This is a genomic window from Streptomyces sp. NPDC127068 (genome assembly GCF_042724695.1).
GTDB lineage: Bacteria > Actinomycetota > Actinomycetes > Streptomycetales > Streptomycetaceae > Streptomyces.
Genome location: NZ_JBHXEN010000001.1, coordinates 309405 through 325448, shown reverse-complemented (window position 1 = coordinate 325448; position 16044 = coordinate 309405). Strand labels below are relative to the sequence as shown.

The following is a 16044-nucleotide window of genomic DNA, read 5'->3' as shown; positions in this document are numbered from 1 at the left end:
AGTCGCTTGACCGCCGCGGGCGCGGTGGCCGGGTCCTTCGCCCACCCCGCCCAACGGGCCAGGTGCTGACGCACGAGGGACGAACGGGCCTGCGCGCCCGCGTCGTCGACGTAGCCGTCCTGGCCGTTGACGCCGTTCGCGGAGATCGACACCGTGACGTAGCCCTGGGACGCCAACAGCTTCTGGTCGTGCAGGTAGCCCTTGTAGCTGGGTATTTGTTTGAAGCCGGACGGGCAGGGCCAGTCGATGTTGGATTCCCCGGCCGCGTTGTAACAGGTGCCGTGGCGGCCGTGCAGGAACAGGACGAGGGGGCGGGGGCCGGTCGCGTTCTTGGGTCCGACGACGGTGGCCTTCATCTCGACCTTGGCCGGGAAGTCCGGCAGCTTCACCGAGGAGAGGCTGTACTCGCCGCTGGTCGTCCGGTAGCGGCCCTTCACGCCCGGGTCGACGGAGTTCGCCGGCGCCAACGGCGGGATCGCGGCCCGCTGTTCGGGGGCGGCTCTACGGCGGGCCTCGGCCTGCTGCCCCGCCTCGTCCAACCTGCGCCCGCTCGCCAACACCTTCAGGTCGTCACCGGCACCGATCCGTGCGCTGCCGAGCTTCAAACGGAAGGTCCGCTGGTCCTTCGCGGCGACCGGGACGCCCAGCCGGACGTCCCCGGCGTGGAACTCGACGCGCGAGTCACCGATCGGAACGGGCTTCGACGCGGTCCAGACGAGCTCCCGCTCGCCGCCCGCGTCGGATATTCGCCAGCCTTCGGGGAGCGGTCGGCCCGGCTCGTCGACGGCCGGCGCGGACCGGACGGAGCCGGGTGGCGGCGCCGATCCCGGTGCTGCCAGGGCGAGTTGCGGTGCCCCCGACGCCAGCGCCAGCACCGCCACGGTGACGGCCCCCTTGCGCGTGACACGGATCAAGGTGATCCTCCTGTGCTTCTCGGTCGTGCTGGGGCGCCCCGGCGGATTCCGGAAGCTCCCCCGGTCCGAAGGATGCGGAGGGCGGGCCCGCCGGTTGCCTGCCGGCGGGCCCGACGACCGGGCGGTGCGGGGTCGCTACTGCGGACTGCCGTCGTCCTCGCGCACGGCCAGCCCGCCCCGGTGGCTGCCCACCACCACGCCGCTCGTCGACTTCACCAGCACCACGAACCGCTGTCCGTGGCCCGGTCGGGTGTCGCCCCGTACCAGGATCGGGACGATCAGGGCCCCGTCGCGGACCGTCGCCCCGTACTGCCTGAGGAGCCCGGTGGGGTTCTCCGGGGTCTGGTCGGTCCCGTACACGTACACGCGGACCCGGCCGGTGCCCTGTCCGGCGACCCGGACCGGGACGTGGTGCGTACGGGCGCCCCGGTCGCCCTCCGGGACCTCCGTCCAGCCGAGGTCCACCCGCGGGAGCGTGCCCGACACCGGGCGCACGGCGGGGGTGCCCGGGCGCCAGCCCCACGCGTCGAGCAGCCACGCCCCGCCGGACCGGGTCCGCGGGGTCAACTCCAGTCCGGCGAGGCGCCCCAGGTCCAGTCCGGCGCGCACCGCCGCGGTCAACGGGACCCGCACCTCGCGCGCCCAGTGGGCGGCGGTCTCCGCGCTGCCCGGCACCCCGTCGACGGTGACCCGGCCCAGCTTCGCGCGCTTCCCCGCGGCATCGGTGACGGTGACGTCCAGCTCGGTGCCGGTGGTGTTCGGCGGCACGATCACCCGCAGGGCGAGCGCCGCGGCCCCCGACAGCGAGAACGGACGGGCCGGCCGCATCCGTACCGGGACGCCCGAGCGGTTCCAGCGCAGGGCGACGGCCCGGCGCCCCGGTTCGGCGTCCACCAGCTCGAACGGGGCGAAGTGCGGGTGCAGGGTGCTGCCTTCGAGCCCCGAGCAGGACCGTGCCGGATCGGGGTGGACCTGCTCGCACAGCCGCCCGCCGGTGACGGCCGTCGAACCGTCCGGGACGAGCGCCCGGATGCGGCCCGCGCCCACCGCGTGGCTGTACGCGCGGGCCGGTTCCCCGGTGAAGGGCCGCGCCCCGCGCCGGTCGGTGCCGTCCACCAGCGGGCGCGCCCGGTCGTCACCCAGCAGGAACAGCCGGGCCGAGGCCGCCACGTACAGGGAACCCGCGGCCCGCTGCTGCCCGGCCGTCAGCCGGGTCCGGGCGGCCGGCCCGCACACCGGGTCCCGTTCGCCGTCCTCCTGGAAGTCGTCCTCCGCGAGCTGCGGGTACGTGGCCCGGCCGGGCGTGAGCTGGGAGTTGAAGTAGTTGCTGTTGGCGCCGACCAGGTAGACCGCGCCGTGCAGGGCCCGACCGCTGCCCGTCAGTCGCGCCTCGTCCACGTACGCCTGGCCCGGCAGGTCGTGCGCGATGCCGTCGCAGCCGGGCAGCACCGTCACGGACGGCACGTCGGGCACCGGGTTGCGGCCGTGCGCGGTCGGGCCGATGAGGGCGGTGCCCCGGATCGTCCAGCGGACCGGCCCCCGGTAGCCGTCCCCGGCGTGCGGCGACGGGTGGACGCTGTCCAGCACCGCCCGGTTGACGCCCGCCCCGGCCGCGCCGTGCCCGACGAGCAGGACCCGGCCCGGGTCGGCCTTCGGCAGGGACCGCACGACCGCCGGGGCGCCGGCCGGGTGCGCCGCCCACGCGGCCCAGCGCGCGAGGTGCTGGCGGATCAGCGCGGACCGGTCGGCGGCGCCCCGGTCGGTCTGCACGTCGTCGCTGCGCCCGGCGCCGTGCGCGGAGACCGACACGGTCACGTACCCCTGGGACGCGAGCAGTTCCTGGGTGTGCCGGTAGCCCAGGTGGGCGGGGGTCGGCACCTCGCCGGCGGGACACGGCCAGGTGTCGCCGGGGACCCCGTCGGCCACCCGGACGCAGGGTCTGGTCGCGCCGTGCACCAACAGCACCAGCGGACGGCTCCCGGAGGCGTTCGCCGGGCCGACCACCGAGGCCCGCATCTCGACCGGTGCGGCGACCCCGGGCATCCGCAGCGACGGCAGCGCGTAGCTGCCGCTCCTGGTGCGGTACGGGCCCTTGGCGCCCGGATCGGCCGGGGTGCGCTGCTCGGCCCGGGCGCTCGGCGGGTTCGCGGGGGCCGCCCGTTCGCCCGTCGGTGGTGCGGCGGACGCCGGGAGCGGCGCTGCGACGGTGAGCGCGAGTACGGCGAGCGCCGCGGTACCCGGACGTGCGACACGGTTCATGGTGTCCCTCCTCGGCCGGTGGCGAGCTGCCCGGCGTTTCGGAGGACGGCTTCCGCCCGCGAAGGGTTGTACGGGCGCGGTGCACGGGGCGCGGCGGGTTGCTCGGGCGCCCTCGTCGTCAGCGCGGGGGTTCCCGGCGCTCGTAGTCCCGCGCGGTCCCGCCGTGCTGGTCCACCCACCAGGCGATGCGGCAGTCGAGGCAGGTGTAGCGCCACCGGGGCAGCCGGGTCTCGGGGTCGGCGGCCTGGGCCAGGATCACGCACGTGTGGCCGCACTGGACGCACCGGACCGGCTTCTGAGCGTTCACACCGGTCAGTCTGGCAGGACGCTCCCGTGCGGGACCCGGTGTCGGCCGGGGGCGATCAAGGGGCGGGTCGGGGGCGGGAAAATTTGAAAGCATCACAAAACGGGCAGACAACGATTACCGCATAGCGGACGCCGGTGGGAGTGGCCTTGATATGCCCGGCTCGTCCTGGCCGTGGCCCATGGAAACTCTGTGAGAACTCCGGATTCTGTCGCGCAAGGCAAGGTCGTAGCCCCTGCGGGGGAGGGGGAGTTAAGCGGAACTTTCCTCTCCGGTAACGAAAACCGCAGCACCTACCCTCCTGTCCATGACTCAGGTGGAAGCACGGCCTCCGGCCGCAGCAGCGGAGCCCGGTGCCCGGGGCCCCGCCGACGGGGGTGCGGACGTACGGGGCAAGGGGCTGAACGGGAACTCCGTCGGCCTGGTCGGCAGCGCCGTCATCGGCATCTCCACGGTCGCGCCCGTCTACTGCCTGACCTCCACCCTCGGGTCCACCGCCGGTGAGGTCGGCCTCCAGATGCCCGCCGTCTTCCTCGCGGGCTTCCTGCCGATGCTGCTGGTCGCCTTCGCGTACCGGGAGCTCAACCGCGCTGTCCCCGACTGCGGCACCTCCTTCACCTGGACGGTCAAGGCGTTCGGCCCGCGGCTGGGCTGGATGTGCGGCTGGGGCCTCGTGATCGCGACGATCATCGTCCTGTCGAACCTCGCCGGAGTCGCCACCTCGTACTTCTGGCTGCTCGCCGGCGAGCTGACCGGCAGCGAGGCCGTCGCCGCGCTCGACGACAACAAGGCCGTCCACATCGGTACGGTCCTGGCGCTCATCGCCCTCGCCACCGCCATCAGCTACCGGGGCATGACCGCCACCAAGGGCGTGCAGTACACGCTCGTCGCCCTCCAACTGGTGGTCCTCGTCGTCTTCGTGGCGTTCGCCCTCCAGAAGGCGCGCTCCGGCGACTTCACGACCGGCGTCGACTTCTCCTGGTCGTGGCTGAACCCGTTCTCCGTGCAGTCCTTCGCCGCGTTCACCGCCGGACTGTCCCTGTCGATCTTCATGTACTGGGGCTGGGACGCCTCCCTCACCGCGAACGAGGAGACGGTCGACAGCGACCGCACCCCCGGCCGCGCCGCCCTGGTCGCCATGGTCGTCCTGGTGGGCTCCTACCTCGCGACCGGCATCGCCGCACAGATGGCCGTCGGCTCGGGCACCTCGGGGCTCGGCCTCGCCAACCCCGACACCTCCGACAACGTCTTCGCCGCGCTCGCCGGTCCCGTCATGGGCGGTGCGCTCGGCGTCCTGCTCTTCGTCGCCGTCCTCGCCTCGGCCGCCGCGAGCCTCCAGACCACGTTCATCCCCGTCGCCCGCACCGTCCTCGCCATGTCCACGTACGAGGCGCTGCCCCCGTCCTACGCACGGGTGCACCCCCGGTTCCGCACCCCCGGCCGGGCGACCGTCACCGCGGGCATCGCGACCGGCGCCTTCTACACCGTCATGACCCTGGTCAGCGAGAACGTCCTGGTGGACACCATCTACGCCCTCGGTCTGATGATCTGCTTCTACTACTCGCTGACCGCGTTCGCCTGCGCCTGGTACTTCCGCGCCCAGCTGCGCGACTCCCCGCGCGACCTGCTGTTCAAGGGCGTCTTCCCCGCCCTCGGCGGCACCCTGCTCGCCGCCGTCTTCACCAAGACCCTCATCGACATGTGGAACCCCGCCTACGGCTCCGGATCGGCCGTCCTCGGGGTCGGCTCGGTCTTCGTGATCGGTGTCGGCCTGCTGCTCCTCGGCCTCGGCATCATGCTGGTCATGCGCCGGCGGAGCCCCGCGTTCTTCCGCGGCGAGGTCCTCACCCGGCAGACCCCGGCCCTGGTGGTCACCGACTGACCCGCCCCGGCGGCCGGCCCGCCCGCCCCGCGGGTGCGCTCAGCGCACCGCCTGCGCCACGAGCGCGGCGATCCGCGCCTCCACCTCGTCCGTCACCTCGGTCAGGGCGAACGAGGACGCCCACATCGCGCCCTCGTCCAGCTTCGCCAGATCGCTGAACCCGAGCGTCGCGTACCGCGCCTTGAACTTCCCCGCGCTCTGGAAGAAGCAGACGACCTTGCCGTCCAGCGCGTACGCGGGCATCCCGTACCAGAGCTTCGGCGCGAGGACCGGGGCGCTGGCCTTCACCACGGCGTGCACCCGCTCCGCCATGACCCGGTCCGCCCCGTCCATCTCGGCGATCTTCGCCAGGACGTCCTGCTCCTCCGCCGCCGCCTTGTCCGCACGCGACTTGCGCCGTGCGGCCGTCTTCAGCTCCCGGGCGTGCTCCTTCATCGCGGCCCGCTCCTCGGCCGTGAAACCCTCGCCCGCGCTGTCGTCGGTGCTGCTCATGGTGCGTTCCCTCCAGTCGACCCGGGTGGTCCCGCGGTGCGGGAACCGATCCACAGGAGGGGACCATATTCCGACCCACTGACACCGGGTCGACACGCGACGGGCCGCCGGTGGAGGTACCCCCCGCGGACCGTCAGCCCTCCGCCGCGGGCAGCACCGGCAACAGCCGCGGCAGATGCCCGTCCGAAGCCGCCGCGGCCCGCTGCCGCTCCTCGGGGACCTCCCCGTACAACGTGGTCCTGGGCCGCGCCGGACGACCCGCGGCCTCCGCGATGGCGACGAGGTCCTTCACCGACCGGTACGAGCCGTAACTCGACCCCGCCATCCGGGAGATGGTCTCCTCCATCAGGGTGCCGCCCAGGTCGTTCGCCCCCGAACGCAGCATCTCCGCCGCCCCCTCGGCGCCCAGCTTCACCCAACTGGTCTGGATGTTGCGGACGTGCGGGTGCAGCAGCAGCCGGGCCATCGCGGTGACCGCCCGGTTGTCCCGGGTCGTCGGGCCCGGCCGGGCGATCCCCGCCAGGTACACCGGCGCACTGGTGTGGATGAACGGCAACGTCACGAACTCGGTGAACCCCTCGACACCGTTCTCCCGGGCACGTTCCTGCACCTCCACCAGGGTCCGCAGGTGGCCCAGCCAGTGCCGGGGCTGGTCCACGTGCCCGTACATCATCGTGGACGAGGACCGGATGCCCAGGGAGTGCGCCGTCTCGATGACCTCCCGCCAGGTGGCCGTCGGCAGCTTGCCCTTGGTCAGGATCCAGCGCACCTCGTCGTCGAGGATCTCGGCCGCCGTACCGGGCACCGAGTCCAGGCCGGCCTCCCGGGCGGCGGTCAGCCACTCCCGGATCGACAGACCCGTCCGGGTCGCCCCGTTGACGACCTCCATCGGCGAGAACGCGTGCACGTGGATGCCCGGGACCCGCGCCTTCACCGCCCGCGTGATGTCGAAGTACGCGGTGCCCGGCAGATCCGGGTGGATGCCGCCCTGCATGCACACCTCGACGGCCCCCACCTCCCACGCCTGCGCCGCCCGGTCCGCGACCTGGTCCAACGAGAGCGTGTACGCGTCGGCGTCCGTACGGCGCTGGGCGAACGCACAGAACCGGCAGCCGGTGTAGCAGACGTTGGTGAAGTTGATGTTCCGCGTGACGACGTACGTCACCTCGTCGCCGACCACCGACTTGCGCAGGTCGTCCGCGACCCCGCACAGCGCGTCCAGGGCCGGCCCGTCGGCGTGCAGCAGCGCCAGCGCCTCCGGGTCGGTGAGCCGCGTCGGATCGTCTGCTGCGGTCCGCAGCGCGTCCCGGACGTCCGCGTCGATCCGGGACGGCACCATGCCGGGCGCCGCGGCCTCGCGCAACGCCTCCCAGTCCCCGTACACGGCGTCGAAGTCGTCCCGCCGGTCCGCGGTGCGGCCCTCGGTGTCGATGGTGCGGTGCAGGTCCGTGCGGCCCGAGGACGCCACGAACCCCTCGTCGGGCTCCTGCCAGGGCAAGCCGACGGGCCGGGCGTCCGGGTTCGCCAACCCGGTCTCCGGGTCGACGAGCGCCCGGACGTGCGGCACCACCCGCGGGTCCAACCAGGGCTCCCCGCGCCGTACGAACTCCGGATACACGCACAGGCGTTCCCGCAGGCGGAAGCCCGCCGCCGCGGAGTGCCGCGCCAACTCCTCGATCCGGGGCCACGGCCGCTCCGGGTTGACGTGGTCGATGGTCAGCGGCGACACCCCGCCCCAGTCGTCGATGCCGGCGCCGATCAGCCGCGCGTACTCCGCGTCGACCAGGTTCGGCGGGGCCTGCACGCAGCCCGACGGGCCCATCACCAGCCGGGCCACCGCGACCGTCGCCACCAGATCGTCCAACTCCGCGTCGGGCATCCCCCGCATCGCCGTGTCCGGCTTCGCCCGGAAGTTCTGGATGATCAACTCCTGGACGCCCTGGTACGCCCGGGCCACCTTCCGCAGCGCGAACAGCGACTCGGCGCGCTCCTCGTACGTCTCCCCGATGCCGAGGAGCAGCCCGCTGGTGAACGGCACGGAACTGCGCCCCGCGTCCTCCAGCACCCGCAGCCGGACCGCCGGTTCCTTGTCGGGCGACCCGTAGTGCGGGCCGCCCGGCTCGCTCCACAGCCGGGTCGCCGTGGTCTCCAGCATCATGCCCATCGAGGGCGCCACCGGCTTGAGCCGCTGGAAGTCCGTCCAGGTCAGCACCCCCGGGTTGAGGTGCGGCAGCAGACCCGTCTCCTCCAGGATGCGGATCGACATGGCGCGCACGTACGCCACGGTGTCGTCGTAGCCCTCCGCCGCCAGCCACTCGCGGGCCTCGGGCCACCGGTCCTCCGGCTTGTCCCCCAGGGTGATCAGCGCTTCCTTGCAGCCCAGTGCGGCGCCGCGGCGGGCGATGTCCAGCACCTCGTCCGGGGACATGAACATCCCGTGCCCCGCCCGCCGCAGCTTGCCGGGCACCGTCACGAAGGTGCAGTAGTGGCACTTGTCCCGGCACAGCCGGGTCAGCGGGATGAACACGCTCTTCGAGTACGTGATGACCCCGGGCCGGCCGGCCGCCGCGAGGCCCGCGTCCCGCACCCGCGCCGCCGACGCCGACAGGTCGGTGAGGTCCTCGCCGCGCGCCTGCAACAGGACCGCCGCCTCGCCCACGTCCAGGGTGACCCCGTCCCTGGCCCGCCGCAGCGCCCGGCGCATCGAGTTGGCGGTCGGCGCCGAGGCGCCCCGCCGGTCGGCGTCTTCGGGGGCTCCGGGGACTGCGGGGCCGGACGCGGTCTGGGCATCAGTCATGGAGCGAGCATACGAGCGCAGCAGGGCGGCGTCAGGGGGCCCGTGCCCGTCCCGCTCCCGGTGAAGTCCCACGTCAGCCCGGTAGCGGGGGCCCGTTCCGGCCACTTGGCGGACTCTGGTGGCGGGGGAGTGCGTCGGATAGCGTGGGTGGCGTCTCGTCGCCCGCCGGCGGCTCCCCCGGGAGCACGCACCCGCTGCGGGCGGCCGTTCACGGGGAGGGTGGGGCGTGCTGACTCTGGGCATCCTGTTCGGCGTACTGGTCGCCGTGGTGGCGTGGTTGGTCATCGTCCTGCTGCGCAGGTCCTCCACCTCCACCGAGAACGCCGACGGGCTCCTCATCGAACAGCGACACCGCGCCCAGGCGCACGCGGACCGGCAGTCGTACCACTCGAACGCGGTCCACGGCCGCCCCCCGAGCTTCCGCGACGACCACCACCGTCACTAGGCACCGGCGCCCTCCGCCCGACACGACCCGGCAACGAAGCCGCCGGGAACGGAACCATCCGCTCGCGTCCGTCGTCGCAGGGGTCGGACAACGACGGGTGGTCGCCGGGCCGGGGGAACGGGCCCGGGCGACCACCGGGCGAGGGACGTGGGGGACAGGGGGAGTGCCGTGAGACCGATGCGGGCCGTCGTCAGGGCCACCGGGGCCGCAGCACTGTGCGCGGTGCTGGCCGCCGCGTGCAGTTCCGGCGGCGAACCGGAGGACGGGAGCCCGGGCGGCAAGGGGACCCCCGGCGCGAGCACCGGGCAGGAGGGCACCCCCCGCGGCGGCACCGCCGCGGCCCCCACCCCCGCGCCGTCCCGCCTGGACTTCGAGGTCGACCCCGCCCGCGCACCCGACGACCACGCCGGGGCCGCGACCCTGGCGAAGACGGCGGCGGCCCTCCCCGAGGAGTTCGGCCGGGGCTTCGAGAAGGCCACACCCTACGAGAGCTCCCCGCGCGACTGGAACGTGCTGGACGAGTCCTGCGTCTGGCAGCGCGGCGAACTCCCGGCGGACGTCCTCGCGAGCTTCACCCGACGCAGCCGACTCCCCGCCGCCGGCGACAAGGGACCGGTCCGGATGTCCTCGACGGTGACCGTGCACCGCACCGAGTCCAGCGCCGACTGGGAGATGGCCGGCACCCTCGAAGAGGCCCTGCGCTGCCCCGACCAGCGGCTCGGCGGCACCGAACGCGTCACCGGCCTGATGTCGCTGGGCTCCGCCTACGGCGAGGGCGGCAACCTCACCTCCGAAGACGCCCTCATGGAAGCCGGCAAGTTCGTCGACGAACGCATCGGCGGCAAGGCCACCTACTACGCCTGGCACCAGGCCCGGCTCGGCCCCGTCACCCTCGCCGTGGTCGTCAAGGGCGGCAAGGGCTTCACCGACCGGCAACTCAACCGGTCCGCCGCCGAGGCCCTGACCTTCATGAAGAAGCGCGTCCGCGAGGCCCTGGGAGCCGAAAAGTGACCGAGCCGCTGCTCCCCCGGGACCCGTCCGTCCTCGGCGGCCACCGCCTGCTCGCCCGCCTCGGCGCGGGCGGCATGGGCGTCGTCTACCTCGCCCGCGCCGCCTCCGGCGCCCTCGCCGCCGTCAAGGTCGTCCAGGCCGAACACGCCGACGACGAGGACTTCCGCGCCCGGTTCCGCCGCGAGGTCGACGCCGCCCGTCGGGTCGACAGCCCCTGGGCCGTGCCCGTGACCGACGCCGACCTCGACGCGGAACAGCCCTGGCTGGCCACCGCGTTCGTGCCCGGCCCCGCCCTCCAGGAAGCCGTCACGGCCTGCGGTCCGCTGCCCGCGGGCAGCGTGCGGCTCCTCGCCAAGTGCCTGGCCGCCGCGCTCGCCGCGGTGCACGCGGCCGGCCTGGTCCACCGGGACGTCAAGCCCGGGAACGTCCTCCTCGCCGTCGACGGGCCCCGGCTCATCGACTTCGGCATCGCCCGCTCCCTGGACGACACCGCGCTCACCTCCGCCGACCTGGTGATCGGCACGCCCGGCTTCCTCGCCCCCGAACAGGCCCGCGCCGACGGCGGTGAACTCGGCCCCGCCTCCGACGTCTTCTCGCTCGGCTGCCTGCTCGCCTACGCCGCCACCGGACGCCCCCCGTTCGGCTACGGGACCGCCGACGCCCTGCTGTACCGCACCGTCCACGACGAGCCCGACCTCGCGGGCATCGCCGACGCGGCGCCCGCCCCGGCCACCGGAGGAGCACCCGACACCACCGGTCGACCCGCCCCGGACCCGCGGCTCGCCTTCCGCTCCGGCGCCGCGCCCCCCTCCCACGACACCCCCGCAGACGTCCCCGAGGACGCCCCCGCAGACGCCCCCCGGGACGCCGCCCGCCCGCCGGAGGGCCCCGCACCCCGCGCCACCCCGGCCACCGAACTGCTCGCCCTGCTCCGCCGCTGCCTCGCCAAGGACCCCGCGGAACGGCCCACCGCGGCCCAGATCGAGGCCGCCCTCACCGAGGACGTACCGCGCGGCACCGCCGACTGGCTGCCGCCCCCGGTGGTCCGCATGATCGCCGACCGGTCGGCGGCGATGCTCGCCCTGCCCGACGTCGAACCCACCCTCACCGACCCGACGCCCGCCCCCGCTACCGCCCCACCGGCCCGCCGCCGGCTCCTGCTGTTCGCCGCCGGCGGCGCCGTCCTCGCCGCGGGCGGCGCGGCGGGCGCCTGGGCGCTGCGGCCCGGGGGCGGCGGCGGGCCCGCCGCCCGCCGCTGGACGATCGGCCTCCAGGGCGCCCTGACGGGCCCCGCCGCCGCGATCGGACGCGCCCAGGAACGGGCCGCCCGACTCGCCGTGGAGGAGTACAACGCCCGGCGCCTCACCTCCTTCGAGCTGACGCTCAGGACCAGCGACGACGCGGGCCGCCCCGACCGGGCGGCAGCGGCGGCCCGACGACTCGCCGAGGACCGGGACGTGCTCGCCGTCATCGGCTCCAGCACCGACCACACCTCGGACGCCGCGCTGCCCGTCTACGAGGGCGCCCTGATCCCCGTGGTGATGGTGGCCAACGGCCGGACCGCGCCCGCCCAACAACAGGCCCGCATGTTCCTGCGGGCCCGCCCCACCCACTCCTACGCCGCCATCCGGGCCGTGTACGCGCTGCTGGGCTCCGACCCGGCGCCCCGCCGACCCGGCCTGGTGGAGGACCGCAGCGACGAGACGGTGGCGTGGATGTACTCCACGATGTCCGCCTTCACCTTCCGCCAACTGGGCCGCCCCGCCCGCCCGCGGGTCGTCCCGGCCTCCCTCGGCGACGGCTTCGGCCCGGTCGTCGACGACCTGCTGGACGCGGGCGTCGACGCGTTCCTGTACTGCGGCCCGGCCGCCGGCGCGGCCCGCTTCGCCCGGACCCTCGCCGACCGCCGGTTCCGCGGCCCCCGTTACGCCGCGGAACCGGCACTCGCCCCGGAGTTCCTCCGCGGGGCCGGCCCCGCCGCCGAGGGCTGGCGGGTCACCACCGCCGCGATCGGCCCCGAGGACCCCCGGGTCCGCACCTTCGCCGCCGCCCACCGCGAGCGGTTCGGGTCCGCCCCGGACCTGTGGGCCGTGGAGACGTACGACGCGGTGCAACTGGTGATCCGCGAACTGGAACGGACCGCCGACAGCGGGACGCGACCCGAACCGCGCGCACTGATGCAGCCGTTGCGCCGGGCCAAGTACCAGGGCCTCGCCCGGCCGCTGCTGTTCACCGCGGACCGCGGCGAGTACAACGCCGCCGACGGCGTCTACCTCCACGAGGTGCGCGACGGCGCCTTCCGCTACGTCGGCCCCGCCCCGGCCCTACCGCCGGGGTCCTAGGACAGCTCGCGACGACGAACCGGTGGCTACGGAAAGGGAGCAGGGACGGCCATGCGCGCACTGAAGGGGACCGACCCCGGGTCCATCGGCGGATACCGGCTCCTGGCCAGGCTCGGCGCCGGCGGCATGGGCGTGGTGTACCTCGCCCGCTCCCCGGGCGGCGCCCTGGTCGCCCTCAAGGTGATCCGCGCCGAGTACGCCGCGGACCCCGCGTTCCGGAGCCGCTTCCGCCGCGAGGCGGACAGCGCCCGACTGCTGCGCGGTCGCTTCGTCGTCCCGGTGACCGCCGCGGACCCCGAAGCCCGTGAACCCTGGCTCGCCACCGGCTTCGTGCCCGGCCCCTCGCTCGCCGAAGCCCTCGCCGCACGCGGCCCGTTCCCGTACCGCAGCGTGCGGGGGCTCGGCGCGCGGCTGGCGCTGGCGCTGGCGGAGGTGCACGCGGCGGGCCTGGTCCACCGGGACGTCAAACCCGGCAACGTCCTGCTGGCGCTGGACGGCCCCCGACTCATCGACTTCGGCATCGCCCGTGCCCTCGGCGCCACCGCGCTCACCGCCCCCGACGCGGTGATCGGCACCCCCGGGTACCTGGCGCCCGAACAGGCCCGGATGGGCACCGGCGAAGTGGGCCCGCCCAGCGACGTGTTCGCCCTGGGCTGCGTACTCGCCCACGCCACCACCGGCCGCCGCCCGTTCGGCACCGGAGCGGCCCTCGCCGTCCTGGTCCGCGCCGTGCAGGAACCCGCGGACCTCACCGGCGTCGACGGGCCCTGGCGCGCACTCCTGGAAAGCTGCCTCAGCAAGGACCCGGCGGACCGCCCCACCGCAGCGGCCCTCGCCGCCGAACTGGGCCCGGTGCCCCCGGTCGCGGGCGCCCCCGGCGACGACGACTGGCTGCCGCCGGACCTGCCCGCCCTGATCGCCGAACGCTCCGCCCGGGTCCTCGACCTGCCCGAACCCGAACCACCACGCCCGGCGACCCCGCCACCCGCCACCGCACCGCCCCGACCGAACCGGCGGCGCTTCCTGTCCCTGGGCGCGGCGGCCGGGGTGCTCACGGCCGGCGGCGCCACCGCGGCCTACCTCGCCCACGACCGTGACGACACGGGCAGCGACGCCGGACGACGCGGCACCCCGCCGCTGCTCACCCTCGGCCTGCACGGCGACACCTCAGGACCCGACCGGGCCGTCGGCCGGGCCCAACAACACGGCGCCCGACTCGCCGTCGCCGCCCACAACGCCCGCCCGGACCGCGCGGTCACCCTGCGCCTCGTCCCCCGGGACGACGGCGGGGACCCGGACCGCTCCCGCGCGGTGGCCCGACGCTTCGTCGACGACCCCGCGGTGTACGCGGTCCTGGGCCCCACCAGTGACACCACCGCCCTCGCCGCGTCCGAGCTGTACGCGAAGGCGGGGCTGCCGATGCTCACCGTCTGGGCCGGCCACGCCGACCTCCAGAAACTCCCGGACACACCCGTCTTCACCCTCCGCCCCTACACGACGGCGCTCGCCGCGCCCGTCGTGCAGTGGCTCACCCACGTACGGCCCGCCCGGCGCACCGCGCTGATCGACGACCGCGAGGACGAGGACAACAGCTACGTCCTGGTCAAGGCACTGCGCGAGATACCACCGTCCCGGGGGACGGCGTCCGTGCACACCGTGGAAGCGGACTCCGACGACTTCGCCCCGGCGGTGGCCGACGCCCTCGCGACCGGCGCGCAGGGCGTCGTCTACTGCGGGACCTCACCGCGCCGCGCTGCCCTGTGCGCCCGGGCCCTGCGGGCCGCCGGGTTCACCGGCGGACGGGTCCTCACCCAACCCGCCGGCACCGCGGAGTTCCTGACCGCCGCGGGCGGCGCGGCCGAGGGGTGGGCGATCGGCTCGACGTTCGTCGACCCGGAGCGGCTGCCCCGCGCGGCCGGCTTCGTCCGCGCCTACCGCAAGGAGCACGGCACCGGCGCCCTCCCGCCGGGCACCGCCGAGGCGTACGACGCGGTGGGCCTCGTCGCCCGCGGCCTCGACGCCCTGGACACCCCCGATCGGGTCGCCCTGCGCCGACACCTGCGCGGTGACCCGTACCGGGGAATCACCCGCCGGTACCGCTTCGTCGAGGGGGAGGACACCGTCGTCCAGAACGACGGCATGTTCCTCTGGCTCGTCCGCGACGGCCGCGCCCGCTACCTGGGGCCCTTCCTGGAGGTGGACCGCAAGGCCGCGGACCGGGCCGGGTGAGCCCGGATCACCGGCACGCGGGGTGCGGACCGGGGGACTCCACTCCTCCTGACCGTGTCCATTACAGTGCTGCGAGCCAGCCGCTCGGCGAGGGCAGTGAGGGGGAGGTCCGGTGAGCGCAGCGGCCACCACGGTGTGGGGGCGGGCCGAACAGCAGGACTTCCGCAGCCGGGTCAGGGGCACGCTCCTCGGCCTCGCCGTCGGGGACGCGCTGGGAGCACCCGTGGCGCCACTCGACCGCGACGGCATCCGCGAGGCGCACGGCGACCCGGGGTTGACCGACCTCGCCCCGGTCCACGGGCGGCGCGGCTTGGTCACCGCCGCCACCCAACTCGCCCTCTTCACCGTCGACGGGCTGATCCGGGCCCAGGTGCGGCGCGACACCGGAGCCTGGCACCCGCCGACCGATCTGCACCGGGCCTACCGGCGCTGGGCGGCGACCCAGTGGGACTGGGGCCCCGACGAGCGCCGGGAGAACGACGGTTGGCTCGCCCGCCAGGAGTGGCTGTACACGCGGCGCGACCCGGCCCGCTCGCTGCTCATCGGCTTCGGCGACGCGTCGATGGGCACCCTCGACGCACCGAAGAACCCGCAGGAGCGCGGCTGCGAGGCCGCCGTCCGGTCGGCGCCCTTCGGGCTGCTGGTGGGCTGGGAGCCGGACCTCGTGGTCCAACTGGCCGTGGAGTGCGGTGCGCAGACCCACGGCCACCCGGAGGGGTACCTCGCGGCCGGCGCGTACGCGGTGATCGTGCACGGCTTGGCGCGCGGCGGGAGCCCGGACGGGGCGGTGCGCGAAGCGCTGTCGCTGATCGGTGCGCGGGAGGGGCACGAGAGCGTGAGCGCGGGCCTGGAACGGGCGTTGGACGCGGTGCGGCAGGGCCCGCCGTCCGCGGACCGGGTCGAGGACCTGCTCCACGGTGACGAAGGCGACGGCGGTGACGGCTGGGGCGGTGCCGACCGCAAGGGCGGCGGTGAGGCCGCCGGGGCGCTGGCCGTGGCCGTGTACTGCGCCCTGGTCGGCCAGGACGTCCGCCACGGCCTGACGCTCGCCGTCAACCACGGCGGGGACTCCGCCGGGACGGGCGCGCTGACCGGTGCGCTGCTCGGCGCCCTGCACGGGGAGACGGCGTTGCCCCCCGCCTGGATCGCCGAGTTGGAGGGGCGTCCCACGGTGCTCGCCCTCGCCGACGACTTCGCGATGGAGATGACCCAGGGGCCCGCCCTGCACGGTCCTTCGACCGGCTCCCCGGCCTGGCTGGCGCGCTACCCCCGGGGGTGACCGCCGCCGGAACAGTGCCGAGCCCCCTCGGCCGGGACGGCGGGCCAGTCGAGAGGGCTCTTCGGGTGGTACGTGGTACGCGGTGCGGTG

At 75.0% G+C, this 16044-nt stretch carries 10 protein-coding genes and 1 pseudogene; 6 read left to right on the top strand and 5 right to left on the bottom strand.

Translation table 11 applies throughout. From position 1 onward, the window contains the following. The 3 genes and pseudogenes from ACFWIA_RS01360 to ACFWIA_RS01350 form a co-directional block, all read right to left on the bottom strand. A pseudogene (locus ACFWIA_RS01360) lies at positions 1-914 on the bottom strand (hypothetical protein); the annotation flags it as partial. 135 nt (positions 915-1049) lie between these two features. Further along, on the bottom strand, positions 1050-3173 hold the full coding sequence (locus ACFWIA_RS01355; RefSeq protein ID WP_386999161.1) for an alpha/beta hydrolase family protein: 2124 nt from the start codon (positions 3171-3173) through the stop codon (positions 1050-1052). Between the two features lie 118 nt (positions 3174-3291). Then, positions 3292-3480 (bottom strand): hypothetical protein, encoded by a 189-nt coding sequence (locus tag ACFWIA_RS01350; protein WP_386999159.1) that lies wholly within the window; start codon positions 3478-3480, stop codon positions 3292-3294. Between the two features lie 304 nt (positions 3481-3784). Between ACFWIA_RS01350 and ACFWIA_RS01345 the strand changes: the two genes are divergently transcribed. Beyond that, a complete protein-coding gene (locus ACFWIA_RS01345) occupies positions 3785-5359 on the top strand; it encodes an APC family permease (protein WP_386999157.1) in 1575 nt (524 codons plus the stop codon). 39 nt (positions 5360-5398) lie between these two features. Here the strand turns inward: ACFWIA_RS01345 and ACFWIA_RS01340 are convergent, their stop codons facing one another. Both ACFWIA_RS01340 and ACFWIA_RS01335 read right to left on the bottom strand, forming a co-directional pair. Beyond that, entirely contained in the window at positions 5399-5851 is a 453-nt protein-coding gene (locus ACFWIA_RS01340) for an iron chaperone (RefSeq protein ID WP_386999155.1), read from the bottom strand. 133 nt (positions 5852-5984) lie between these two features. Beyond that, complete coding sequence (locus ACFWIA_RS01335) at positions 5985-8648, bottom strand: bifunctional FO biosynthesis protein CofGH (RefSeq protein ID WP_386999153.1); 2664 nt, start codon at positions 8646-8648, stop codon at positions 5985-5987. A gap of 226 nt (positions 8649-8874) precedes the next feature. Here ACFWIA_RS01335 and ACFWIA_RS01330 point away from each other — a divergent pair, with 226 nt between their 5' ends. From ACFWIA_RS01330 to ACFWIA_RS01310, 5 genes are all read left to right on the top strand, one after another. Further along, positions 8875-9093 carry a hypothetical protein gene (locus ACFWIA_RS01330; protein ID WP_386999151.1) on the top strand — a complete coding sequence of 73 codons (219 nt, stop codon included), beginning with the start codon at positions 8875-8877 and terminating at the stop codon, positions 9091-9093. A 177-nt stretch (positions 9094-9270) separates the two neighbouring features. Continuing rightward, complete coding sequence (locus ACFWIA_RS01325; protein WP_386999194.1) at positions 9271-10104, top strand: hypothetical protein; 834 nt, start codon at positions 9271-9273, stop codon at positions 10102-10104. Beyond that, complete coding sequence (locus tag ACFWIA_RS01320; protein WP_386999149.1) at positions 10101-12446, top strand: ABC transporter substrate-binding protein; 2346 nt, start codon at positions 10101-10103, stop codon at positions 12444-12446. Before ACFWIA_RS01325 ends, ACFWIA_RS01320 begins: the two co-directional genes overlap by 4 nt. Positions 12447-12497: 51 nt before the next feature. Further along, positions 12498-14675, top strand: coding sequence for a bifunctional serine/threonine-protein kinase/ABC transporter substrate-binding protein (locus ACFWIA_RS01315; RefSeq protein ID WP_386999147.1), 2178 nt, complete (start codon positions 12498-12500; stop codon positions 14673-14675). A gap of 112 nt (positions 14676-14787) precedes the next feature. Next, positions 14788-15954, top strand: a complete 1167-nt coding sequence (locus tag ACFWIA_RS01310; RefSeq protein ID WP_386999144.1) for an ADP-ribosylglycohydrolase family protein — start codon at positions 14788-14790, stop codon at positions 15952-15954. Positions 15955-16044: the final 90 nt, after the last annotated feature.